Here is an 18,616-nt window from a genome sequence, read left to right as displayed (position 1 = left end):
GGACCGTTGCCGGGCCGTTATCTCGAGCCGCTCAGGAGCGCGTCTCCTCCCCCGCGGCGAGCACCGCGGGGGTGGTCATCTCGACCGGTGTGCGGGGCAGCTCGGAGTCCAGGTAGGAGACCAGCGCGGCCGTCGTCCCGACGTCCCGGCCGGCCTGCTCGGAGAGGAACCAGCGGTGCTCGAGCACCTCGTGGAACATCTGCGCCGGCGCCAGCCGCCCGGCCAGGTGCCGGGGCACCGCCTCGGTGACCGGCACGTAGATCTCCGCCATCCAGCGATGCCCGGCGACGGTCTCGGGCACCGGGCGACCGCTCTCCTGCTCGAGCCACGCGCGGTAGCTGCGCAGGTCGTTGAGCATCCGCCGGGCCTGGTTCTCCTGCGCCTCCAGCCCAGTCAGCCGGAAGAGCTCCCGGCGGTGCTGGCCCGGCTCGGACACCCGGGTCTGCACGTGCAGCCGCACGCCCTCGGGGGTGTGCACCAGCTCGACCTCGCCGGCGTCGAACCCCAGGTCGTTGATCCACTGCAGCCGCTCGGCCACCCGGTACCGCTGCTCGTCGCGCCGGAAGACCTCGGTGCGGGTCACGGCGTCCCACAGCGCCTCGTACCGCCCGGGCAGCGACTCGGCGACCGCGATCGGGTCGATGTCCACCGACAGCAGCTCGCCGAACTGCAGGTCCATGAGCTCGGCGCCGACCCGCTCCCGGGCCAGGTCGACGTCGTAGCGCCGCATGCCCGCGCTCAGCGCCGGCCGCCGCTCGACGGTCTCGGCGTCGACCAGGTAGGCGGTCAGGCCGTCGGCGTCGGGCCGGAACAGCGTGTTGGACAGCGAGCAGTCGCCCCAGAAGATGCCCGCCAGGTGCAGCCGGACCAGCAGCACCACCATGGTGTCCAGCAGCTGCGAGGTCGAGTACTGGGTGCGCGGGCTGGAGAACAGGTGCCGGTAGGACATCGAGTACTCGAGGTAGCGGGTCACCAGGATCGCCTCCTGGCCGTCGGGCCGGTCGACGCAGATGCCCAGCGCCGAGACCGAGGGCAGCCCCTCCTCGACGAACTCCCCGAGGAGCGCGTACTCCTTCCGCGCGAGCGGCTCGGCGATCTCCTTCAGCGCGAACACGCTGCCCTCGGCCGCGACGAACCGGACCACGTGCCGGGAGATGCCCCGCTGGGGCACGTGCAGGAGCAACGACTCGTCCCACTCGGCCAGCGGCTGCTCCCACGGCAGGGGCAGCAGGGCGGCGGCCTCGACGGCCGGGGGCCGGAACAGGTAGCGCACGCGCGGGAAGCTACCGCGCCGCTCAGCCCGCGGTGGCCACCCGGGCCATGGTCGCGGCCTGGCGGCCCCGCTGCTCGGCGGTGCCCGGGCGCAGCACGAGGCCGACCAGCCAGGACAGCACCACGGCCGCGGTGTCGTCGTCGACGAACAGGGCGGAGGCCACCCGGGCGGCGCAGCGGCCGTCGTCGGCGCCCTGCAGCAGGCGGGACAGCACCTCGGGCTCGGTCTGCGCCAGCCGGCGGAGCACCGGGTGGCCGCCGACCTCCTCGGCCAGGGCCAGCAGGGCGCGCTCGCGCGGCAGCCCGGCGGCCAGCCCGGCCAACCGGGCGAGCTCGGCCTCGACCAGGGCGGCGGCGACGTCGTCCTTGGTGCGGAAGTGGTTGTACAGCGTGGCCTTGGCGACCCCGGCCGCCGCGGCGACGTGCTGCATGGTGGCCCGCTTGAGCCCGTGCTCGGCGAACGCGACGGCCGCACCGGCCAGCAGGCCGCGGCGGGTGCGGGCCAGCGTGGCCCCGGCCCGGGCGTGCACCGCCGACGTCCCGGCGGGGGGCCGGAGCAGCGGGAGCTCGCCGAGGACCACCGTGGCGTGCCGCCCGGTCTCGTCGGCCGGGGGCGCAGCGGTGAGCACGGTGCCGGTGTCCTCGATCGTGCGCGGCGAGTACCGGTCGGGCAGCGGGAGCGGGTTCACACACACTGTGTCCCATCCCCGTCACCGAGGGTCAAGGACGTCGGCCGCAGAGCGGTGCTCGTGTCGTCCCACCCGTCCGGGTCGTCCCGCCCGCCGCAACCACCCACCACCCCGTCCGGGCCTCTACCGTGGGCAGGCTCGGCGGACCGCCCGCCGACCACCGCGGGGAGGTCGGGTGCGCCGCGCCGTCCTCTGCGTCGTGCTGCTCGTCGGTCTCGCCGCCGCCGGATGGGTGGGGCTGCCGACCGCCGCCCAGCCGGGGACGACGGCACCCGCCGACGCCGACGACCCCGCACTCACCCCGCAGCGGCCGCTGTTCGGCAACCCCGACGCCCAGGCGGCCCGCTGGGTGCAGCAGCACCCCGACGACCCGCGCGCAGCCACCCTGGCCCCGCTCACGGAGCAGCCCGTCGCCCGGTGGTTCACCGGCCCGGTGGACGAGGTCCGGGACGACGTGGCCGACGTGGTGGACGCCGCGGCGGCCGCCGGGGCCACCCCGGTGCTGGTGGCCTACGCCATCCCCGACCGGGACTGCGGCCAGTTCTCCGCCGGCGGCGCCGCCGATGCGGCGACCTACCGGGCCTGGATCGACGCCTTCGCCCGCAGCATCGGCCCGCGCAAGGCCGTCGTCGTCCTCGAACCCGATGCCCTGGTGCACACCGGTTGCCTGGACGACGCCGGCCTCCGCGACCGCGAGGAGCTGCTCGCCGGGGCCATCGCGACCCTCGCCGCCCTCGCGCCGCAGGCCGAGGTGTACCTCGACGGCTCGGCCGCCAACTGGTCGATCGACCCGGCCGCGCTGGTGGACCGGTTGCTCGCAGTGGGCGTGGAGCACGTCCGCGGCCTGGCCCTGGGCGTCTCGAGCTACACCCCGACCGCGACCGCGGTGGAGTTCGGCCGGGCCGCCGCGGCGGACCTGGCCGGCCGCACCGGCCAGCAGCTGGGCCTCGTGGTGGACACCAGCCGCAACGGCGTCGGCACCACCGACTGGTGCAACCCGGCCGACCAGCGCCTCGGGCAGGCACCGACCACCGACCCGGGCCTGGGGCCCGACGTGGACGCCCTGCTGTGGATCAAGCCGCCGGGTGAGTCCGACGGCGACTGCGGCACCGGCCCGGGCACGGTCGCCGGCCAGTTCGACCCCGGGCTGGCCGCCGCCCTGGTGGGCTAGGCGGCCAGCGAGACGGGGTCGCGCCGACGGGTGGGCGCGCCGACGAGGGCGAGGGCGGGCTCGATGGAGGGCTGCTCGACGGGCGTGGGGACCAGCGGGGTGACCGGGGCGGCCGTGGAGCCGGACCGGAGCTCGTCGCTCACCTGGGCCAGGAGGTCGGCCAGCTCGACGTCGAGGGCGTCGCAGATCGAGGCCAGCAGCTCCGAGGAGGCCTCCTTCTGGCCCCGCTCGACCTCGGAGAGGTAGCCCAGGCTGACCCGGGCAGCGCCGGAGACGTCGCGCAGCGTCCGTCGCTGCTGCAGCCGGTGGCCGCGCAGGGTGGTGCCGAGCTGGGTGCGCAGCAGCGTCATCGCCGTCTCCTGTCCCGATCGGTGGTCGTGCCGTCACGGTACGCCCGGTGGCCGCTCCCGACCGGCCGGACGGGCCGCGTCCGCTCTGGGCAGAACGCTGCCGGACCCCGGCTCGTTCCCCCCGTGCCGCTCCCCCTCATGCCGCGGTGTCGGTGCGGTGACCGGTGCCGTCCGTGCCGTGGTCGGCCGCGGCCCGCCGCGCGGCTGCGTTGCGCATGGCCCGCGCGCTGGTGCGCCGCAACCGCAGTGCCCGCACCACGTAGTCCATGCCGGTGACGAGGGTCAGCAGCAGCGCCACGCCCATGAACCACCAGCGGACCGACGCCAGCACCCCGGTGAGGGGCATGAGGTAGAGCCCGATCGCCAGGGCCTGGACGACGGTCTTGGCCTTGCCCCCGCGGCTGGCGGCGATGACCCCGTGCCGGATCACCCAGAACCGCAGCAGCGTGACCCCCAGCTCGCGGACCAGGATCGCGAGGGTCACCCACCAAGCCAGGAGCCCCAGGGCGGAGAGCCCGATCAGCGCGGACCCGGTGAGCGCCTTGTCGGCGATCGGGTCGGCCATCTTGCCGAACTCGGTGACCTGGTTGGTGCGCCGGGCGATCATGCCGTCGTACCGGTCGGTGATGATCGCCCCGGCGAAGAACAGCGTGGCCCACCAGCGCCGGCCGTCGTCCATGCCGCCGTCGGCCAGCAGCAGCCACGCGAACAGCGGCACCACCGCCAGCCGGAGCACGGTGAGCGCGTTGGGGAGGTTCACCAACCGCACCGACTGGGGCGGGGTGGCAGCCGGGTCGGGCAGGGTGCTGCTCATACGACCCCGGCACCGACCAGGCAGGACGCGACCAGGTCGATGCCCTCGGTGCCGGTCACCCGGGCGGCCACCACCTGGCCGGGGACGGCGCCGGCGGGGACGTCGGCCACCGCGGTCGTGCCGTCGGCGTCGGGGTCCTGGTGCTCGGCGTGCCCGGCCCAGGTGCCGTCGGCCTGCAGCTCGGTCAGCAGCACCTGGACGGTGGACCCGACGCGTTCCTCGGCCCGCTGGGCGGTGAGCTCCTCGACCAGGTCGGTGACGCGGGCGACGCGGGCGTCGACCTCGTGCTGGGGCAGGTGGCCGTCGAGGCGGGCGGCCTCGGTGCCGTCCTCGTCGGAGTAGCCGAACACGCCGACCGCATCGAGCCGGGCGGCGGTGAGGAAGCGCTCGAGCTCGGCGACGTCGGCCTCGGTCTCGCCGGGGAAACCGAGGATCACGTTGGTGCGGAACCCGGCCTCCGGGGCCAGCGCGCGGGCCCGCTCGACGAGGCCGAGGAAGTCCTCGGTGCCGCCGAACCGGCGCATGCGGCGCAGCAGGGTCGGCGAGCTGTGCTGGAAGGAGAGGTCGAAGTACGGCGCGACGCCCGGGGTCGAGGCGATCACCTCGAGCAGCCCGGGCCGCAGCTCGGCCGGCTGCAGGTAGGCGACCCGGATGCGGGCCAGGCCCGCGATGCCGGCCAGCTGCGGCAGCAGCTTCTCCAGCGTGCGGAGGTCGCCGAGGTCCTTGCCGTAGGAGGTGGAGTTCTCGCTGACCAGCACCAGCTCGGTCACGCCCTGGCCGGCCAGCCAGACCGCCTCGCCGAGCACCTCCTCGACCGGGCGGGAGACGAACGCCCCGCGGAAGGAGGGGATGGCGCAGAACGCGCACCGCCGGTCGCAGCCCGAGGCGAGCTTGAGCGAGGCGACCGGCCCGGTGGTGAGCCGGGTGCGCTTGAGCCAGCCGTGCCCGGGGATGGCCGGCGCGCTCGGCGCGACGGCGGCACGGGTGCGGTCGGCCGGGCTGATCGGCAGCAGGGTGCGCCGGTCGCGCGGGGTGTGCGGGACCAGGGGACGCCCGGCGAGGACGTCGTCGAGGCGGTCGCCGATCGCGCCGTAGTCGTCGAACCCCAGCACGGTGGCCTCGGGCAGCGCGGTGGCCAGTTCGCTGCCGTACCGCTCGGCCATGCAGCCCACGGCGATGACCTGCGCGCCGCCGTCGCCGGCCTCGAGGATGGCGTCGACGGAGTCCTTCTTCGCCGTCTCGATGAACCCGCAGGTGTTGACCAGCACGGCGTCGGCGTCGGCGGCGTCGGCCACCAGCTCGTAGCCGTCGGCGGCCAGCCGACCCGCGAGCTCCTCGGAGTCGACCTCGTTCCGGGCGCAGCCCAGCGTCACCATCGCCACCTTGGTGGCGCCGGAGGGGAGGTCGGTGAGGGGAAGTGCGGGTACAGCGGTCACCACGCCAGCTTAGGCGCCCGCTGTCAGGCCTCGCCGCCGCCGCGGAGGAGGAAGAGGGTGGCGTCGAGCTCGTCGGGCTTGAGCAGGACGTCGCGGGCCTTCGAGCCCTCGGAGGGACCCACGATCCCGCGGCTCTCCATGAGGTCCATGAGCCGGCCGGCCTTGGCGAACCCGACCCGCAGCTTGCGCTGCAGCATCGACGTCGACCCGAACTGGCTGGTCACGACCAGCTCGACGGCCTGGACGAGCAGGTCCAGGTCACCGCCGATGTCCTCGTCGATCTCCTTCTTCTCACCGGCCGCGGCGGTGAAGACCTCTTCCCGGTACTCGGGCTCGGCCTGCCGCTTGGTGAACTCGACGACCGCCTCGATTTCGGCGTCCGAGACGTAGGCGCCCTGCACGCGCAGCGGCTTGCCCGCGCCGATCGGCAGGAAGAGGGCGTCGCCCATGCCGATCAGCTTCTCCGCGCCGGGCTGGTCGAGGATGACCCGGCTGTCGGTGAGGCTGGAGGTCGAGAAGGCCAGCCGGGAGGGCACGTTGGCCTTGATCAGCCCGGTGACCACGTCGACCGAGGGCCGCTGGGTGGCCAGCACCAGGTGGATCCCGGCCGCACGCGCCTTCTGCGTGATGCGGACGATCGACTCCTCGACGTCGCGGGCGGCGACCATCATCAGGTCGGCCAGCTCGTCGACGATCGCCAGGATGTAGGGGTAGTGGCGGTAGACGCGCTCGCTGCCGGGCGGGGCCACGACCTCGCCGCGCTCGACCTTGCGGTTGAAGTCGTCGACGTGCCGCACCCCGGTGGCGCGCATGTCCTGGTAGCGCTGCTCCATCTCCTCGACCAGCCAGGCCAGCGCGGTGGCGGCCTTCTTGGGGTCGGTGATGATCGGCGTGATCAGGTGCGGGATGCCGTCGTAGGGCGTGAGCTCCACCATCTTGGGGTCGATGAGGATCATGCGCAGCTGGTCCGGGGTGGCCCGCAGCAGCAGCGACGTGAGCAGCGAGTTCACGCACGAGGACTTGCCCGCACCGGTGGCACCGGCGACCAGCAGGTGCGGCATCTTCGCCAGGTTGGCGCAGACGAAGCCGCCCTCGATGTCCTTGCCCAGGCCGACGAGCATCGGGTGGGGGTCCTGCTTGGCCGCACCCGACCGGAGGACGTCGCCGAGGCTGACCTTCTCGCGGTCGAGGTTGGGCACCTCGATGCCGACGGCGGACTTGCCGGGGATCGGCGCCAGGATGCGGATGTTGTCGTTGGCGACGGCGTAGGCCAGGTTGCGGGTCAGCGCGGTGATCTTCTCGACCTTGACCGCCGGGCCCAGCTCGACCTCGTAGCGGGTCACCGTCGGGCCGCGGGTGAACCCGGTGACGGCGGCGTCGACGTTGAACTGCTCGAGCACGCCGGTGATCGCCTCGATGGCGATGTCGTTGGACTTCGAGCGGGCCTTGGGCGGGTCACCGGGGCGCAGCGAGTTCAGCGACGGCAGGACGTAGTCGCCCTCGACGGGCTGGATGACCATCTGCTCGGGCTCGGTGATCGGCGGCAGTTCCGGCTCGACGCGCCGGGTGCGGTCCTCGACCGGGCGGCGCAGCGCGCTCGACGCGGTGGGTTCCACCGCCACCGCGTCGCCGGCGCCCTCGACGTCCCCGAGGTCGATGACCCCGGTGCCGGTGGTGTCGGCGGCGGACTGGAGCGCCTCCATGGCCGCCTGGGCGCGGCTGCGGCGGGTGCTGCGCGGCTGCGGCGGGTCGGCGTCGTGGCCGAGGTCGGGGACGAACTCGTCGTCCTCGGCGTCGTCGTACTCCTCGTCGTCGTACTCGTCGTCGCCGCGGCCGGTGATGCGGTCGAGGAACCCGCGCAGCCGCTCGGGCACCTGGTGCACGGGGGTCGCGGTGACGACCAGGACGCCGAAGAACACCACGAGCAGGAACAGCGCCACGCCGACGGCGGTGCCCACGCCGGCGCCGACCGGGTTGCCGATCGCCCAGCCGACGGTCCCGCCGCCGGCGTCCCGGTCGGTGCCGGTGGGCGAGCCGGTGACCAGGTGGGCGATCCCCAGCACCGGGAGCACGATGCAGATCCAGCCGATGATCAGCCGACCGCGGGCCTCGGGGCGCGGCCCGTGCCGCAGCAGGCGCAGCGCGGCCAGCAGCAGGACGACGGGCAGCAGGTAGGTCAGCGCACCGAAGGCCCAGCGGAAGGCGCCGACGATGCCCGAGCCGACCGGCCCGACGTCGCCGACGTAGGCGGTGACCCCCAGGACGATCGCCAGCCCGAGGACGGCGAGGCCGACGCCGTCGCGGCGGTGCTCGGGGGCCAGGGGCTCGGTCTCGTCGGGGCGGGCGACCGAGCGGGCCAGCCCACCCGCGCCGCGGGCCAGCAGCGACCAGGTGCCGCTGGCCGCCGACCACAGCCCGGCCCCGACCGAGCGCCGCTTCGCCGCCGGACGGCGGGCCGCGGTGGTGGTGCCGCGCTTGGCCGGCGCCCGCTTGGCGGGCGCCTTCTTCTTGGCGGGGGTGCGGGCCGACGTGGTGGCCGGCCGGCTGCGCGACGACCCGCCGGCCGCCGGCCGTCGGTTCGAGGTGGACGAGCGCGCAGGCATGTCGCCGACGGTAATCGCGTGCGTGGTGCCCGTGTGGCAGGCGGGAGTGCGTGTCTGCACCACCGCACTAGCGTCACAGGGCATGGAGACGCTGCCGTTCGGTTCCTGGCCCACCCCGATCACCTCCGAGCTCGTCGTCGCGGCGGCGGCCCGGCTGGGCGAGGTCGTCGTCGACGGCGACGTCGTCTGGTGGGCCGAGTCCCGGGCGTCCGAGGGCGGCCGGACCGTGCTGGTGCGCCGGGCGCCCGACGGCACGACCACCGACCTGCTCCCCGCGCCGTGGAACGCCCGCACCCGGGTGCACGAGTACGGCGGCGGCGCGTGGACGGTGGGCGGCGGCGCGGTGTTCTTCACCGACTTCGCCGACCAGCGCCTGTACCGGGTGGTCCCCGGCGCCGACCCGGAGCCGCTGACCACGGCCCCGGAGATCACGGCGGGTGTGCGCTACGCCGACCTGTCGGTGACCCCGGGTGGTCAGGTGCTGTGCGTGCGGGAGACCCACACGGTCTCCGGCGACGCCGCCGAGGTGGTGCACGAGGTGGTCGCCGTGGCCCCCGACGGCGCGGTCGAGGTGCTGGTGGGCGGACCGGACTTCGTCTCCGACCCGCGCCTGGGCCCCGACGGGTCGCTGTGCTGGTTGCAGTGGCAGCACCCGGACATGCCCTGGGACGCCGCCCAGCTGGTGGTGCGGGGTGCCGAAGGCGCCGAGACCGTGGTGGCCGGCGGTGGCGGCGAGTCCGTCGTCCAGCCCTCGTGGTCGGCGGACGGCTCCCTGCTGTTCTTCGCCGACCGCACCGGGGTCTGGGCGCTGTACCGCTGGCGCCCCGGCGGTTCCCCCGAGCTGCTGCTGGACCCGGGGTCGGACATGGCCGGCCCGCAGTGGGTCTTCGGGGCGAGCCGGTACGCCGAGCTGCCCGACGGTCGGCTCGTGGTGGCCCACGGCCGCGACGGCGCCGACCGGCTCGCCGTCCTCGAGCCCGGCGGCCCCCGGGAGCTCGACACCCGGTACGGGTCCTTCGCCCAGCTGCGCGCCGCCGGCACCGCGGTCGTGTGCGTGGCCGGCGGACCCACCTCGAAGGCCGAGGTGGTCCGGGTCGACGTCGCCGGCGGGGAGGTCGAGGTGCTGCGGCCGGCGCCGCAGGACGTCGACGAGGCCTGGTTCTCGCGGCCCGAGCACGTCGCCTTCCCGACGACCGACCTCGACGACATCACCGAGGCGCACGCGCTGGTCTACCCGCCCACCAACCCCGACGTCACCGCCCCGGACGGCGAGCTGCCCCCGCTGGTGGTCGTCGTGCACGGCGGGCCCACCGCCGCGGCGTCCCCGGTCCTGACCCTGGCCGTGCAGTACTGGACCTCCCGCGGGTTCGCCGTCGCCGACGTCGACTACCGCGGCTCGACCGGCTACGGCCGGGCCTACCGCGACGCGCTGCAGGGCCGCTGGGGCATCGCCGACCTGGACGACGTCGTGGCCGTCGTCCGGTACCTGTCCTCCGACGACGCACCGGCGCACCTGCGGGTGGACCCGGCGCGGGCGGTGATCCGCGGCGGGTCGGCCGGTGGGTACACGACGCTGGCCGCGCTCACCTTCCGGCCCGGGGTGTTCGCCGCCGGGGCCAGCCACTACGGCGTCGCCGACCTCGCCGCGCTCGCCGCCGACACGCACTCCTTCGAGTCCCGCTACCTCGACGAGCTCATCGCGCCGTGGCCGGCGGGCGAGGCGGTCTACGCCGAGCGCTCCCCCATCCACCACGTCGACGCCCTGGCCACCCCGTTGGCGGTCTTCCAGGGCTCGGAGGACCGGGTGGTGCCGCCCGAGCAGGCCGAGATGATGGTCGCCGCCCTGCGCGAGAAGGGCGTGCCGCACGCCTACCTGCTGTTCCCCGGCGAGCAGCACGGCTTCCGGCGCGCCGAGAACATCCGCGCCGCGCTGGACGGCGAGCTGTCCTTCTACGCCCAGATGCTGGGGTTCGGGTTGCCCGATGCCGAAGGCATCACGCCCATCGAGGTGGTCCGCCCGTAGGCACGGTGCATCTGCGGCGCGGGGGACGGAGTCCTCCCGCCGCGGATGCACGGACGCGCTCGTCGCAGAGCGAGCGACTACGTGGCCGCGGTTGGAGCGCGGAGCGCGACAGTGTGCTCAGACCTCCAGGACCGTCGGGATGATCATGGGGCGGCGGCGGTGGGTCTGGGACACCCAGGTGCCCACCGTGCGGCGCACCACCTGGGCCAGCCGGTGGCTGTCGACCGGGCCGTCGGCCAGGGTCCGCCGCAGCGCCTCCTCGACCAGCTCGAGCACCGGGGCGAACACGGCGGGGTCGTCGGAGAAGCCGCGCGAGGACAGGTGCACCGGGGCCACCACGGTCCCGGTGCCCGGCTCGACGACGACGGTCAGCGCCACGAACCCCTCGTCGCCGAGGATCCGGCGGGCCTGCAGCGACTCCTCCCCCACGTCGCCGACGGCCAGCCCGTCCACGTAGACGTTGCCGACCGGCACCGCGCCCACGACCGACGCGACGCCGTCGACCAGGTCGACCACGACGCCGTCCTCGGCGAGCAGCACCTGCTCGGGCCGCAGGCCGACCTCGGCGGCGATCGCCGCGTGGGCACGCAGGTGCCGCCACTCGCCGTGCACCGGCAGCAGGTGCGCCGGCTTCGCGACCTGCAGCAGCAGGCGCAGCTCCCCGGCCGGGGCGTGCCCGGAGACGTGCACGCGGGCGGTCTCCTTGTGCACCACGGTCGCGCCCAGCCGGGCCAGCCCGTTGATCACCTTGTAGACGGCGGTCTCGTTGCCCGGCACCAGCGAGCTGGCCAGCACCACGGTGTCGCCGGGCTGGATGGTGACCTGGGCGTGGGTGCCGGCCGCCATGCGCCCCAGGGCGCTGAGCGGTTCACCCTGCGAGCCGGTGCTGACCAGCACGACCTGGTGCGGCGGCAGCGCGGTGGCCTCGTCGACGGGCACCAGCAGCCCCGCGGGCACGTGCAGCAGACCCAGCTCCTGGGCGACCCCCATGTTGCGGACCATCGAGCGCCCGACCAGCGCCACCCGGCGGCCGTGCCGGGCAGCGCAGTCGAGCACCTGCTGGATGCGGTGCACGTGGCTGGCGAAGCTCGACACCACCAGCCGCTGCCGCGCACCGGCGAACACGGTGTCCAGCACCGGCCCGATCGAGCGCTCGCTGGTGACGAACCCGGGCACCTCGGCGTTCGTGGAGTCGCTGAGCAGCAGGTCGATGCCGGCCGCGCCGAGCCGGGCGAAGGCGCCCAGGTCGGTGAGCTTCCCGTCCAGCGGCAGCTGGTCCATCTTGAAGTCCCCGGTGTGCACCAGCGTGCCGGCCGGGGTGTGCACGGCGACGGCGAGCGCGTCGGGGATCGAGTGGTTGACGCAGACGTACTCGGTGTCGAAGGGCCCGGCCCGGTGGTGGTCACCGGCCGCGACCTCGACCAGCTGCGGCACGATCCGGTGCTCGCGCAGCTTGGCCGCCACGAGCGCCAGGGTGAACCGCGAGCCCACGAGGGGGATGTCCGGTCGCAGCCGCAGCAGGTAGGGCACGGCGCCGATGTGGTCCTCGTGCCCGTGCGTGAGGACGACGGCCTCGACGTCGTCCAGCCGGTCCTCGACGACGGAGAAGTCGGGCAGGATCAGGTCCACGCCGGGCTGCTCGGCCTCGGGGAACAGCACGCCGCAGTCGATCACCAGCAACCGCCCGGCGAACTCCAGCACGGCCATGTTGCGGCCGATCTCGCCCAGCCCGCCCAGCGCGAGCACCCGCAGACCTCCCTCGGCCAGCGGCGGCGGGGCGACCCGCGGCGCGGTCACAGCGGGATCCCCCCGGCGACGAGGTCCCGCCGCAGCTGGGTGACCTCCTCGGGCGTGGCGTCGACCAGCGGGGGCCGGGTCGGGCCGGCCGGCAGCCCCAGCGCGTGCAGCGCGGCCTTGACCATCATCGCGCCCTGGCCCCCGCCCATGATCCCGGCGTACACCGGCAGCAACGAGTCGTTCACCGCACGGGCACGCACCAGGTCGCCGGCCTCGACCGCGGCCACCAACTCGGCCAGCCGCGGACCCACCACGTGGCCGACCACGCTCACCACGCCGACGGCGCCCACGGCCAGCAGCGCGAGGTTCAGGACGTCGTCGCCGCTGTAGTAGGCCAGGTCGGTGCGGGCGAGGGTCCAGGAGACGTCGTTGAGGTTCCCCTTGGCGTCCTTGACCGCCACGATCCGCGGGTGCTCGGCCAGCCGGACGAGCGTGTCGACGGCGATCGGCACCTGCGACCGCGGCGGGATGTCGTAGAGCATCACCGGCAGGTCGGTGGCGTCGGCCACGGCCCCGAAGTGCGCCAGCAGGCCGCGCTGGGTCGGCCGGTTGTAGTACGGCGTCACGACCAGCAGGCCGTGCGCCCCGACCCGCTCGGCGGCCCGCGCCTTGTCGATGGAGTGCCCGGTGTCGTTGGTGCCGGCCCCCGCCACGACGACCGCACGGTCGCCCACGGCGTCGAGCACGGCCTCCAGCAGGGTGGTCTGCTCGGCGTCGGAGACCGTCGGCGACTCCCCCGTCGTGCCGTTGACGACGAGGCCGTCGTGCGCCCCCCGGTCGACGAGGTGGGCGGCGAGCTCCTGCGCCCCGGCGAGGTCGACCGACCCGTCCTCGGTGAACGGGGTGACCATGGCCGTGAGCACACGGCCGAAGGGGCGCGCGGGGTCTGGCATGCCCGTCACGCTACCCAGCGCGGTCGGGCGGCGCTGTCGAGCAGGGCGCCGTCCCTCCCGGCAGGATGGGCGACCATGCCGCCGCTCCCCCTCCGCCGTCCCCTGCTGCTCTCGGGCCCCCCGTCGGTCGGCCTGACCTCGGTCGCCGGCGCGCTGGTCGCCGCCCGGGAGCTGTGCGCCGCGGTGGACGTCGCCGACGTGCGCGGGCTGGTGCGGTCGGGCGCGGTGCAGCCGTGGCGGCCCGGCGCCGGGGAGGACCTCCACCGGTTGGCCGCCGTGCAGGCCGGGTTGCTGGCCGCCTCCTTCACCGCGGCCGGGGTCGAGGTGGTGCTCTGCGACGTGGTGCGCGGCCAGGTCGGCGAGGTCTACCGGACGTCGACCGCGGCGCCCTTCGTGGTGGCACTGCGGGCGCCGCTGGAGGTCGTCCGCGCCCGGGCGGCCGCCAGCCCCCTGACCGGACCGGAGCTCGAGGCGCTGCACGCCGAGAACGCGGCGGTCCGCGAGGTGGACGCCGAGGTCGACGCGACCGCGGCGCTGCCGGCCGTGGTGGCCGCGGTCGAGCGGCTGTGGGCAGCGGCCGGCACGGCGACCCCGACCGCCTGACTCATCCCTCCCCCACCAGGGGGCTGGCCGCCACCTCCGACCCGTCGGCCAGCGTGCTGATCCGGAAGTCGTCGAACACGTTGCCGGCCACCCGCTGCAGCTCGCGCAGGCAGCGCACGGCGAGGTCGCGGATCTCGACGTCGGCGTGCTCGCTGGCCCGCATGGCCACGAAGTGCCGCCACGTCCGGTAGTTGCCGGTGACCACGATGCGGGTCTCGGTGGCGTTGGGCAGCACCGCCCGGGCGGCTTGCCGGGCCTGCTTGCGGCGCAGGGTGGCGTTGGGGACGTCGGCGAAGCGGGTCTCCAGACCGGCCAGCAGCTCCTCGTAGGCCTGCCGCGAGCGCTCGACGGCGTCGGCGAACAGCTGGTGCAGCTGCGGGTCCTCGGCGATCGCGGCGGGCTCGACGAACGCGGCGTCGCCCTCGGGGACGTAGCGCTGGGACAGCTGGCTGAACGAGAAGTGCCGGTGGCGGACCAGCTCGTGGGTCAGCGACCGGGAGACGCCGGTGAGGTACATCGACACGCTGCCGTGCTCGAGGACCGACAGGTGCCCCACCTCGAGGATGTGCCGCAGGTAGCCGGCGTTGGTGGCCGTCTGCGGGTTGGGCTTGCCCCAGGACTGGTAGCAGGCCCGCCCGGCGAACTCGGCCAGCGCCTGACCGCCGTCGGCGTCGGTCTCCCACGGCACGTCGGGCGGCGGGGTGAACTGGGTCTGGGCGACGACCTGGACCGTCGGCGGCGCGATGTCGGGCACGGCAGCCGACCCTACGGCGGAGGACGCCGATCGCCCCGGTGCAGTGGCTGCAGCGACCCACGACGTCGTCATGGCATTGCAATGACGTCATGGCGGTGCCATGCTGACGCCATGACCCACGACCCCTACGTCGAGGAGCTGCGCAGCCAGCTCGGCCGACGCCGTCCCGACCGCTCCCACGACCGCGACGTCGCGCGGCTCCTCTCCCCCTGGCGCCGCAACCGCGGGCTCGGCGTCCTCCGGGTCCGCTGACGGGTCCGCGAGGATCGCCCCATGGACCTCAGCCAGTACGTCGACGCGCTCGGCGCCCACCTGCGCACCACGGCCGCGGCCGGCACCGAGCAGACCCAGGCGACCGCCCGGCTGCTCGCCGACACCCTGGAACCCGCCGTCCGCCTCGCGGTCACCGATGCCCTGGCCGCGATGGCCGCCGAGGTCACCGCGGCCCTGGACGGCGCCTCCGTCGACGTGCTGATCCGCGGCCGCGACCCCGAGGTCGTCGTCACCCAGGAGGCCCCCGCCGCCGCAGCGGCACCGGAGGCCCCCGCGGGGGACGACGACGGCTCGGTCGCCCGGATCAGCCTGCGGCTGCCGGAGTCGCTCAAGGGCCGCGCCGAGGCCGCCGCCGCCGAGGCCGGCGTCTCCCTGAACACCTGGCTGGTGCGCGCCGTCGCGGGCGGCCTGCAGTCCCCCACCTCCACCACCCAGCGCTCGGGCCCGGGCCGCCGGTTCACCGGCTTCGCCCGCAGCTGAGCCCCCCTCACCAGGAGCCCCCCGTGCCGATCCGTCGAGAGTCCTTCCGCGCCGACGGCGCCGTCCCCGCCGTCGAGGTCCGCAACCCCGCCGGCACGATCACCGTGACCGCCGTCGACGGGCTGACCGACATCACCGTCGACGTCGACCCGCTCAACGGCTCCGCCGAGCGGCTGCTCGACCAGGTGGCGGTCGAGCTCCTGCCGGCGCCCGCCCGCCTGGTGGTCGCCGTCCCGACGGCACGGCTGCTGTCCAGCCCACGGTTCGCCGTCGCGGTCCGGGTGCCGGCCGGCTGCCCGGTCACCGCGACGGTGGCGTCGGCGGACTGCACGCTGCGTGGACCGCTGGCCGCGGTGGAGGTCACCGGCGCCAGCGCCGATGTGCGGGTGGAGTCCTGCACCGGCCTGCAGGTGCGTGCGGCCAGCGGCGACGTCCACGCCGCGGTCGTGCGCGGAGACGTCGTCGTCCGCTCGGCCTCGGGCGACGTGCGCCTGGACGACGTCGCGGGCTCGGTCACGGTGTCGACCGCCTCCGGCGAGGTCCGCCTGGGCACCGTCGGCGGGGACGTCGACGCCTCCACCGCCTCCGCCGACGTGACGGTCGGTCGGGCGACCAGCGGCGAGGTCGCCCTGCGCACGGTCTCGGGCGACGCCACCGTCGCCGTCGCGCCCGGGCTGCGGCTGTGGTTGGACCTGCAGAGCATCAGCGGGCGGCTGGACTCGCAGCTCAGCGGGGACGACGACACCGGCGACGCCGCGGCCCTCGTGGTGCGGATGCGCTCGGTGTCCGGCGACCTCCGCCTGCGCCGCGCGGGCTGATCACACCGCCCGCGCCAGCTGACCGGCGAGGTCACCGCGGGGCTGCACCTCGACCCGCTCCAGCTCGAGCCAGTCGGCCATGAGCCGCAGCTCGGCGGCGAGCTCGGCGGCGACCGGGACCGGGTCGGGGTGGTGCGCCTCGACGTGGGCGGCCTGCACCCGCAGGACGCCGACGGCCCGGTCGGCCTTGAGGTCCACCCGGGCCACGAGCTGGTCGCCGAGCAGGAAGGGCAGCACGTAGTAGCCGTGCACCCGCTGGGCCGCCGGGGTGTAGATCTCCAGCCGGTAGCGGAAGCCGAACAGCCGCTCGATGCGGGGCCGCTCCCAGACCAGCGAGTCGAAGGGCGACAGCAGCGCCCGGGCCCGCGCCCACCGCGACCGGCGTGCAGCGGGGTCCAACCAGGCCGGTCGCCCCCACCCGTGCACCTCGACGGGGAGCAGCTCACCGGCCTCGGCGAGCTCGGCCACCGCGGTGCGGGCGTCGGCCACGGGCAGCCGGAAGTAGTCGCGCAGGTCGGTCTCGGTGGCCACGCCGAGCGCCCGGGACGCGGTGCGCACGAGTTCGCGGACGGCGTCGGCCCGCGGCGGCGTGGGGACGGCGAGGACGTCGGCCGGCAGCACCCGCTCGGTCAGGTCGTAGACCCGCTCGAAGCCCGCCGTGCGGGACCGCGCGGTCAGCGCCCCCACGTAGAACAGGTACTCCAGCGCCGCCTTGCCGGGGTGCCAGTTCCACATCTGCCCGGGGGTGCTCGGTCGCTGCTCCCCCAGTTCGCCGGCCCGGAGCGGCCCACCCTCGGTGACCCGCGCGAGCAGCTCGGCGACGTACTCGGGACGTTCCCGCTGCACCCGGAGCATCGAACCCCACGCGTGCTGCTCGGCGGCCGCCATGCGCCAGCGGACGTAGGGCTGCAGCCGCACCGGGAGGTAGGACGCCTCGTGCGCCCAGTACTCGAACACGTCGTGCCGCGGGTGGTGCAGCCGGTCCAACAGCTCGCGCCGGTAACCGCCCAGCCGGCTGAAGGCGGGGAGGTAGTGCGACCGGGACAGCACGTTCACCGAGTCGATCTGGACGACGGCCAGCCGGTCGACCAGCGCGCCGAGCTGACGGGTGCCCGGCTGGGTCGTCGGGCGCTCGTCGACCAGCCCCTGGGCGGCCAGCGCGATGCGCCGGGCCAGCGGGGCGGGGAGCCGTTCGACGGGGGGCAGCTGGTGCACGGGCCCGATCCTGCCCCGCCGGTACGACATGCCGCGCCGCCTAGGGTGCGGGGGTGCAGCTCACCGGACGCGCCGACTACTCCGTCCGACCGGCCACGCCGCCGGACGCACCGGAGATCGCTCGGGTGCAGCGGGTCACCTGGCGCACCGCCTACCGCGACCTGCTGCCGGCCGTCGTCCTCGACGAGTGGGACGACGCCGCCGTGACCGCCCGGTGGGCCGACTCGGTCCAGAACCCGCCGACCCCGAGCCACGGGGTGCTGGTCGCCACCGAGAACGGGGTGGTCGTCGGCTACCTGGTGCACGGCCCGGCGGAGCTGCCGCCCGGCGAGACCCCCTCGGCCGACGGCCCGACCAGCGAGGTCCACGCACTGCTCGTCGAACCGCGGTGGGGCCGGCGCGGGCACGGCAGCCGGCTGCTGGCCGCCGCCGTCGACGTCCTGGTCCCCACCGGGGTGCGCCGGCTGCAGACGTGGGTGCCCGACGCCGACCACGTCACCGCGGGTTTCCTCGAGTCGGCCGGATGGGCAGCTGACGGGTGGACCCGGTCGCTGGACGCCGGTGCCACCACCATCCACGAGCAGCGGTGGCACGCCCTGCTGGTCGACGACGAAGGGCTGGCATGAGCTTCACCGGGTTCCCCGACGAGGGTCTGGTCTTCTACGAGGGCCTCGAGGCCGACAACAGCAAGTCCTACTGGACCCAGCACAAGGCGGCCTACGACGAGCACGTCCGGGCGCCGATGCTGGCCCTGGTCGAGGAGCTGACGGCCGAGTTCGGCGCGCACAAGCTGTTCCGCCCCTACCGGGACGTCCGCTTCAGCAAGGACAAGACCCCCTACAAGACCCACCAGGGTGCCGTGCTGCACCCCGAGGGCGCGGGCCCGGGCGCCTGGTACGTCGAGGTCTCCGCGGACGGTCTGGCCGCGCGGGGCGGCAGCTGGCGCATGCAGCCCGACCAGGTCGAGCGCTACCGCCGCGCCGTCGACGGCGACCTGCCCGGCGGACAGCTGGAGCAGCTCGTCGCGAAGATCCGCCGCGCCGGACTCTCGGTCGACGGCGAGCAGCTCAAGCGCGCCCCGCGGGGCTACGACCCGGATCACCCGAGGATCGAGCTGCTGCGTCACAAGAGCATCCACGGCGGCCGGCACTGGACGCCGGAGGACTGGTTGGACAGCCGTGAGGTCGTCGACCGCGTGCGGAAGACCTGGCGGGCCCTGAAGCCCCTGAACGACTGGCTCGCCGACAACGTCGGCGCCACCACTGCCCCACCCGATCGCCGCCGCTGACGCGGATAATGACCCGGGATGCACGAAACGGGCCACAGCAGATGCTGTGGCCCGTTTCGGGAATGGTGTCCGGCGGCGTCCTACTCTCCCACCCGGTCCCCCGGGCAGTACCATCGGCGCTGAGAGGCTTAGCTTCC

The 18,616-nt window shown here is 75.0% G+C and carries 18 protein-coding genes and 1 rRNA gene; 8 read left to right on the top strand and 11 right to left on the bottom strand.

Annotated features, from left to right (window positions below; genetic code table 11):
• Positions 1–31: 31 nt before the first annotated feature.
• Both BLS67_RS18840 and BLS67_RS18835 read right to left on the bottom strand, forming a co-directional pair.
• Positions 32–1,273 carry a DUF4032 domain-containing protein gene (locus BLS67_RS18840; RefSeq protein ID WP_091248213.1) on the bottom strand — a complete coding sequence of 414 codons (1,242 nt, stop codon included), beginning with the start codon at positions 1,271–1,273 and terminating at the stop codon, positions 32–34.
• A gap of 22 nt (positions 1,274–1,295) precedes the next feature.
• A complete protein-coding gene (locus tag BLS67_RS18835; protein ID WP_242654200.1) occupies positions 1,296–1,961 on the bottom strand; it encodes a TetR family transcriptional regulator in 666 nt (221 codons plus the stop codon).
• 175 nt (positions 1,962–2,136) lie between these two features.
• On the opposite strand from BLS67_RS18835, the gene BLS67_RS18830 reads away from it, so the two are divergent.
• Positions 2,137–3,132 (top strand): glycoside hydrolase family 6 protein, encoded by a 996-nt coding sequence (locus BLS67_RS18830; RefSeq protein ID WP_165617665.1) that lies wholly within the window; start codon positions 2,137–2,139, stop codon positions 3,130–3,132.
• Here BLS67_RS18830 and BLS67_RS18825 read toward each other — a convergent pair.
• The 4 genes from BLS67_RS18825 to BLS67_RS18810 all read right to left on the bottom strand — a co-directional run bounded on the left by BLS67_RS18825 (position 3,129) and on the right by BLS67_RS18810 (position 8,335).
• Complete coding sequence (locus tag BLS67_RS18825; protein ID WP_091248207.1) at positions 3,129–3,482, bottom strand: helix-turn-helix domain-containing protein; 354 nt, start codon at positions 3,480–3,482, stop codon at positions 3,129–3,131. The genes BLS67_RS18830 and BLS67_RS18825 overlap by 4 nt on opposite strands.
• A gap of 136 nt (positions 3,483–3,618) precedes the next feature.
• Positions 3,619–4,296 carry a CDP-diacylglycerol--glycerol-3-phosphate 3-phosphatidyltransferase gene (gene pgsA / locus BLS67_RS18820; protein WP_091248203.1) on the bottom strand — a complete coding sequence of 226 codons (678 nt, stop codon included), beginning with the start codon at positions 4,294–4,296 and terminating at the stop codon, positions 3,619–3,621.
• Positions 4,293–5,732 carry a 30S ribosomal protein S12 methylthiotransferase RimO gene (gene rimO / locus BLS67_RS18815; RefSeq protein ID WP_242654199.1) on the bottom strand — a complete coding sequence of 480 codons (1,440 nt, stop codon included), beginning with the start codon at positions 5,730–5,732 and terminating at the stop codon, positions 4,293–4,295. Before rimO ends, pgsA begins: the two co-directional genes overlap by 4 nt.
• Before the next feature lie 23 nt (positions 5,733–5,755).
• The gene (locus BLS67_RS18810) at positions 5,756–8,335 is read right to left on the bottom strand and encodes a DNA translocase FtsK (RefSeq protein WP_091248196.1); all 2,580 of its coding nucleotides are present in this window, start codon (positions 8,333–8,335) and stop codon (positions 5,756–5,758) included.
• 82 nt (positions 8,336–8,417) lie between these two features.
• Between BLS67_RS18810 and BLS67_RS18805 the strand changes: the two genes are divergently transcribed.
• The gene (locus BLS67_RS18805) at positions 8,418–10,358 is read left to right on the top strand and encodes an alpha/beta hydrolase family protein (RefSeq protein ID WP_091248194.1); all 1,941 of its coding nucleotides are present in this window, start codon (positions 8,418–8,420) and stop codon (positions 10,356–10,358) included.
• A gap of 117 nt (positions 10,359–10,475) precedes the next feature.
• On the opposite strand, the gene BLS67_RS18800 is transcribed toward BLS67_RS18805, so the two are convergent.
• Both BLS67_RS18800 and dapA read right to left on the bottom strand, forming a co-directional pair.
• Positions 10,476–12,155, bottom strand: a complete 1,680-nt coding sequence (locus tag BLS67_RS18800) for a ribonuclease J (RefSeq protein WP_091248191.1) — start codon at positions 12,153–12,155, stop codon at positions 10,476–10,478.
• The gene (dapA, locus tag BLS67_RS18795; RefSeq protein ID WP_091248565.1) at positions 12,152–13,048 is read right to left on the bottom strand and encodes a 4-hydroxy-tetrahydrodipicolinate synthase; all 897 of its coding nucleotides are present in this window, start codon (positions 13,046–13,048) and stop codon (positions 12,152–12,154) included. The genes BLS67_RS18800 and dapA overlap by 4 nt, the downstream gene beginning before the upstream one ends.
• A gap of 75 nt (positions 13,049–13,123) precedes the next feature.
• On the opposite strand from dapA, the gene BLS67_RS18790 reads away from it, so the two are divergent.
• Positions 13,124–13,651 carry a hypothetical protein gene (locus BLS67_RS18790; RefSeq protein ID WP_091248188.1) on the top strand — a complete coding sequence of 176 codons (528 nt, stop codon included), beginning with the start codon at positions 13,124–13,126 and terminating at the stop codon, positions 13,649–13,651.
• Between the two features lies 1 nt (position 13,652).
• Here BLS67_RS18790 and thyX read toward each other — a convergent pair whose 3' ends face one another.
• Positions 13,653–14,405 carry an FAD-dependent thymidylate synthase gene (gene thyX, locus BLS67_RS18785; RefSeq protein ID WP_207500735.1) on the bottom strand — a complete coding sequence of 251 codons (753 nt, stop codon included), beginning with the start codon at positions 14,403–14,405 and terminating at the stop codon, positions 13,653–13,655.
• A gap of 111 nt (positions 14,406–14,516) precedes the next feature.
• Between thyX and BLS67_RS23915 the strand changes: the two genes are divergently transcribed.
• From BLS67_RS23915 to BLS67_RS18775, 3 genes are read left to right on the top strand one after another with little or no spacing between them, the layout of a single operon-like run.
• Positions 14,517–14,657, top strand: coding sequence for a hypothetical protein (locus tag BLS67_RS23915; protein WP_165617664.1), 141 nt, complete (start codon positions 14,517–14,519; stop codon positions 14,655–14,657).
• Positions 14,658–14,678: 21 nt separating this feature from the next.
• Positions 14,679–15,158: a toxin-antitoxin system HicB family antitoxin gene (locus BLS67_RS18780; RefSeq protein WP_091248179.1), complete on the top strand. Its 480-nt coding sequence runs from the start codon at positions 14,679–14,681 to the stop codon at positions 15,156–15,158.
• Between the two features lie 23 nt (positions 15,159–15,181).
• A complete protein-coding gene (locus BLS67_RS18775; protein WP_165617663.1) occupies positions 15,182–15,976 on the top strand; it encodes a DUF4097 family beta strand repeat-containing protein in 795 nt (264 codons plus the stop codon).
• Here the strand turns inward: BLS67_RS18775 and BLS67_RS18770 are convergent, their stop codons facing one another.
• Positions 15,977–17,191 carry a winged helix-turn-helix domain-containing protein gene (locus BLS67_RS18770; protein ID WP_242654198.1) on the bottom strand — a complete coding sequence of 405 codons (1,215 nt, stop codon included), beginning with the start codon at positions 17,189–17,191 and terminating at the stop codon, positions 15,977–15,979.
• A 53-nt stretch (positions 17,192–17,244) separates the two neighbouring features.
• Here BLS67_RS18770 and BLS67_RS18765 point away from each other — a divergent pair, with 53 nt between their 5' ends.
• A complete protein-coding gene (locus BLS67_RS18765) occupies positions 17,245–17,817 on the top strand; it encodes a GNAT family N-acetyltransferase (protein WP_091248167.1) in 573 nt (190 codons plus the stop codon).
• Positions 17,814–18,479 (top strand): DUF2461 domain-containing protein, encoded by a 666-nt coding sequence (locus tag BLS67_RS18760; RefSeq protein WP_091248165.1) that lies wholly within the window; start codon positions 17,814–17,816, stop codon positions 18,477–18,479. Before BLS67_RS18765 ends, BLS67_RS18760 begins: the two co-directional genes overlap by 4 nt.
• Before the next feature lie 67 nt (positions 18,480–18,546).
• Here the strand turns inward: BLS67_RS18760 and rrf are convergent.
• Positions 18,547–18,616: ribosomal RNA gene (gene rrf, locus BLS67_RS25010) — 5S ribosomal RNA — on the bottom strand; the annotation flags it as partial.

Origin of the sequence: Klenkia soli (assembly GCF_900103975.1) — a bacterium.
GTDB classification, from domain to species: Bacteria; Actinomycetota; Actinomycetes; order Mycobacteriales; family Geodermatophilaceae; genus Klenkia; species Klenkia soli.
The sequence above is the reverse complement of the archived record's forward strand: the minus strand, read 5'-3'. Positions and strand labels throughout refer to the sequence as shown.